3 protein-coding genes are annotated in these 4,693 nt (G+C 60.1%); all 3 read left to right on the top strand.

All coding sequences use genetic code 11. The features are described from left to right. Positions 1–621, top strand: a 621-nt coding sequence (locus WBF74_RS08855; protein ID WP_424438314.1) for an N-acetylmuramoyl-L-alanine amidase family protein, incomplete at its 5' end; no start/stop codon positions are given. A 142-nt stretch (positions 622–763) separates the two neighbouring features. Next, on the top strand, positions 764–3,499 hold the full coding sequence (locus WBF74_RS08850; protein WP_424438311.1) for a penicillin-binding protein 1A: 2,736 nt from the start codon (positions 764–766) through the stop codon (positions 3,497–3,499). A 179-nt stretch (positions 3,500–3,678) separates the two neighbouring features. Then, positions 3,679–4,680, top strand: a complete 1,002-nt coding sequence (cysP, locus tag WBF74_RS08845; protein WP_424438317.1) for a thiosulfate ABC transporter substrate-binding protein CysP — start codon at positions 3,679–3,681, stop codon at positions 4,678–4,680. Positions 4,681–4,693 lie beyond the last annotated feature (13 nt).

The raw sequence follows: 4,693 nt of genomic DNA, 5'->3' as shown, positions 1-4,693 counted from the left end.
GAAAAGAACGTCGTGCTCGCCTTTGCGCGGCAGTTCGCCGAAGAATTGCGCGCCTCCGGCCGCTATGAGGTGCATCTCACCCGCGATGCCGACATCTTCATCCCCTTGCGGGAGCGTGTCGCGATCGCGCGCCGGCACAAGGCGGACCTCTTTATCTCGATACATGCCGACGCGATCCAGAAGCCCAGTGTTCGCGGCCTCTCGGTCTATACGCTGTCGGAAACGGCCTCTGACGCCGAGGCGGCAGCCCTCGCGCGCAAGGAAAATCAGGCGGACCTGATCGCCGGTCTTGACCTTCAGGGCGAGACACCGGAAGTGACCGGCATCCTGATTGACCTCGCCCAGCGCGAAACCAAGAACTATTCCTCGCGCTTTGCGAAGTCACTGGTCGATTATGCGAGCCAGAAAACCCAGACCCTGAGTCCTGCCCACCGCTTTGCGGGCTTCGTCGTGCTGAAGGCGCCGGACGTGCCCTCCGTGCTGGTGGAACTCGGCTTCCTCACCAACAAGGAGGATGAGAAGCAGCTTGTGAATGCGAGCTGGCGGGCAGGGATGGCCAAGACCATGGCCCGCGCTGTGGACCGCTATTTCGGCGACCGGCTTGCCGAGATGCCAAACTGAGTGCTTCTGGCAACTCTTTTTTGGTGAATCACCCCTTTATATGTTTGTTCGGCGGGCGCGGTCGTTTTGCTGCCCCGCGCATGACATAATTCATCTATAGAGGCCGCCGGACGATGTGGAGCAACTGGGGACAGAGCGCCCGATGCTGAGAGTTCTTTCGATTGTAGCGGCGATCATTCTGGTCCTGCTTATGGGCGGCCTGATGGCGGGCGGCTACATGGTCTGGCGGGTCAACCAGGACCTGCCGGATTATACGAAACTCGCCAATTACGAGCCGCCAGTGATGAGCCGTGTCCATGCGGGCGACGGTGAGCTGATCGGCGAGTTTGCGCGCGAGCGCCGCCTCTATGTACCGATCTCCGCCATTCCCCCCCTTGTGGTCGAGGCGTTTCTCGCGGCGGAAGACAAGAATTTCTATTCGCATGGCGGTGTCGATGCGACAGGTATTGTCCGCGCAATGATCGACAACGTGTCGAACGTGCTGAATGACCGCCGCCTTGTCGGCGCATCGACCATCACGCAGCAGGTTGCCAAGAACTTTCTGCTCTCTTCCGATGTCACGTTTGATCGCAAGCTGAAGGAAGCGCTGATCGCGTTCCGGCTGGAGCAGGCCTTTACCAAGGACCGCATTCTCGAGCTTTATCTGAACGAGATTTATCTCGGAATCGGCTCTTATGGCGTAGCCGCCGCTGCGCTCAATTATTTTGGCAAGTCGCTCGACGAACTCACCGTTGCGGATGCTGCCTATCTGGCAACGTTGCCCAAAGCGCCCAACAACTACCATCCCTATCGTTTCCGTGAACGTGCGCTCGCCCGCCGCAACTGGGTGATTTCGCGCATGGCGGAAGAAGGCTTCATTACGCCCTATGAAGCGGCAGAAGCGCGTGCCTCCGGTCTTGATGTCACGCTTCGCCAGCGCGGCGTGCAGATCCGCGATGCCAGTTATTTTGTGGAGCAGGTGCGCCGCGAACTCATCGGCATGTATGGCGAGCAGAAACTCTATGAAGGCGGGCTCTCTATCCGCACCACAATCGACACGCGCCTGCAGGAGATCGTGGCGAGCGAACTGCGCGCCGGTCTCATCGCCTATGATCGCCGCTATGGCTGGCGTGGCCCGGTAAAGACGCTGGAGGCGGGCGAGAACTGGCAGGAGGCGCTGGCCGCCATGCCGGTCGCGCCCGATCTTGAGCCGTGGACGCTTGCTGCCGTGCTTGCCGTCGAAGCCGACAAGATCGTGGTAGGGCTTCGCCCGCTGCGCGAGCCGGATGGCACTTTCTCGACCGAGATCGTAAAGGCCGATGTGCCTTTCTCGACGATGAAATGGGCACGCAAGAATGTGAACGAACTTTATCTCGGGCCCGAAATCACGCGTCCGTCCGAGGTCGTTTCCGTTGGTGACATCATCTGGGTGTCGCCCGTCTTTGACGACGAGAAGAAAGATCCCAAGCATTATGCGCTGGAGCAGGTGCCCGCGGTGAACGGTGCCGCGTTGGCCATGGACCCGCATACGGGCCGGGTGCTCGCCATGCAGGGCGGTTTCAGCTTCGGCCTGTCGGAGTTCAACCGCGCGGTGCAGGCGCTCCGCCAGCCGGGATCATCCTTCAAGCCTTTCGTCTATGCGGCTGCGCTCGACAAGGGCTTCACGCCGTCATCTCTCGTGCTTGACGCGCCTTTCGTGCTCGATCAGGGCGGCGATCTCGGTCTCTGGAAGCCTGAAAACTATGAGCGCCGTTTCTACGGCCCTTCCACGCTGCGCTTCGGCCTTGAACATTCGCGTAACCTCATGACGGTGCGCCTCGCGCAATATGTCGGCCCGGAGACCGTGTCGAATTACGCGCGTCGCTTCGGCATTACCGACAATATGCCGCCCGTCCTTTCCATGGCGCTGGGGGCCGGTGAGACGACGCTGATGCGCCTCGTCGGTGCCTATGCCGTGCTCGACAATGGCGGAAAGCGCGTGACACCAACATTGGTGGACCGCGTGCAGGATCGCTTCGGACGCACGGTCTATCGCAAGGATGATCGTCCCTGCGCTGCCTGCAATCAGGATTGGGAGGAGGCGAAGCGCGAAGCGGCGGCGCGCAATCCGCAAAACCCCGAGCCTGTGATGCCGCCTGAACTGGTAGATAATCGCGAGCAGGTGGAAAGCCCGCAAACGGCCTATCAGATCACATCCATGCTGGAAGGCGCCGTTCTGCGCGGCACCGGTTCTGCAGCGCGCAAGGTGGGCGTGCCGCTTGCCGGCAAGACGGGCACAACCAATGACGGCAAGGACGCCTGGTTCATCGGCTACTCGCCGAACCTCGTGGTTGGCGTTTTCATCGGCTTTGACGAGCCGCGCCCGCTTGGCCGTGCTGAAACGGGTGGTCGTGCCGCAGCGCCGATTTTCGCCAACATCATGCAGCGAGCGATCGGCAACAAGCCCGCCATTCCCTTCCGCGTGCCGCCCGGCATCTCGCTTGTGAAGGTCAATGCAAAGACCGGTCAGCTTGCCGATGGAGAAGGATCGGGCGTCATCCTCGAAGCCTTCAAGCAGGGCACCGAACCGCGCCTGACATCTTCCACACCGGGTGTCAGCCCTTTCGGCAGTGTGCCGCTCAGTGAGGATTCGTCTCAGAGCGGGCCAATGGAAGGAGCCGTCCTTGATGGTGGCACAGCGCTTCCACCAGATCTGATGGAGATGGATGGCGTTCCGTCCACGGACGGTTTGAGAGGCCCGGATGGCAAGGTCATGCCCTTCGGTGTCGCTGTGCCGGAAGACGGCGTGCCAACGGAAGAAATCCCCGGCCTCAACGATCCGCAGCCCGCGCGGGCGGGGGGATACGCCCCGGACAGCACGAACAGCCATATCGGCTCCGGCACGGGCGGCCTTTACTAAACCGCTGCCTGCTCCCTAATTCCCCGAAAAATCATGTAGTGAGGAAACAACGCTCCGAAAGGGCGTTGTTTCTTTGTTTGTAATTCGCCCCTGCCTGCGCTACATAAAATATACATTCAACAAGTGTGATCGTTGAAATATAACGATATTGGAGTGTATTTATGAGCAACATACGACAGATCCTCAAGGCGCCCGTACTCGGCGTTCTGGCCGGACTGCTTGGCTTTACGGCCGTGCAGGCAGCACCCGACCGCATTCTCAATGTTTCCTATGACGTTTCTCGCGAACTTTTTGCCGAGCTGAATCCGGTATTCGCGGCTGAGTGGAAGGAAAAGACAGGGCAGGACATCAAGATCGAGCAGTCCCATGCAGGCTCCTCGCGTCAGGCCCGCCTCATTCTCGAAGGGCTGGAGGCGGATGTGGTCACCTTCAATCAGGTGACCGATATCGACGTGCTGCATGAAAGCGGCGATCTGCTGCCGGCCAACTGGGCAGAGGCATTCCCGCACAACAGTTCGCCCTGGTATTCCGCGCCCGCTTTCCTTGTGCGCAAGGGCAACCCGAAGAACATCCGCAACTGGGATGATCTCGCGAAAGATGGCGTCGAGGTCATTTTCCCGAACCCGAAAACCTCAGGCAATGGCCGTTACACCTATCTTGCAGCCTATGGCGCAGGGCTTCGCAAGTTTGACGGCGACGAAGCAAAGACAGCCGAATTCGTGAAGAAGATTTTCGCGAACGTCCCCGTCTTTGATACGGGCGGCCGCGCCGCCACGCAGACCTTCGCCGAGCGTGAGATTGGCGATGTGCTCATCACCTTCGAAGCGGAAGTGCACGGCATCGCCGCCCAGTATGAAAAGGCGGGCTACGAAATCGTCACACCGCCGGTGAGCCTGCTTGCCGAGTTCCCGGTTGCTGTGGTGGACAAGGTCGCTGAGCGCCGTGGCTCCGCCGAAGTCTCCAGGGCCTATCTCGACTTCCTTTATTCGCGCCCCGCGCAGGAAATCGCTGCAAAGCATTTCTACCGCGTGCGTGATGCGGACGTTGCCGCAGCAAACGCCGAGACCTTCCCCGAGATCGAGCTGATCGACGTGAACGAAGTCTTTGGTGGCTGGAAGAAAGTCACGGAAGAGCATTTCGGCTCCGACGGCAAGCTCGACACCATTTTTGTGGGTAACTGATCCCTTACAGGGC

The sequence above is a fragment of the Parvibaculum sp. genome (genome assembly GCF_049672805.1).
Taxonomy (GTDB): domain Bacteria; phylum Pseudomonadota; class Alphaproteobacteria; order Parvibaculales; family Parvibaculaceae; genus Parvibaculum.
This window is presented reverse-complemented; position numbering and strand designations above follow the sequence as displayed.

Bases quoted from the DNA above. Each gene is read 5' to 3' on its own strand.
- WBF74_RS08850 (WP_424438311.1), top strand. From the start codon at position 764: ATGCTGAGAGTTCTTTCGATTGTAGCGGCGATCATTCTGGTCCTGCTT.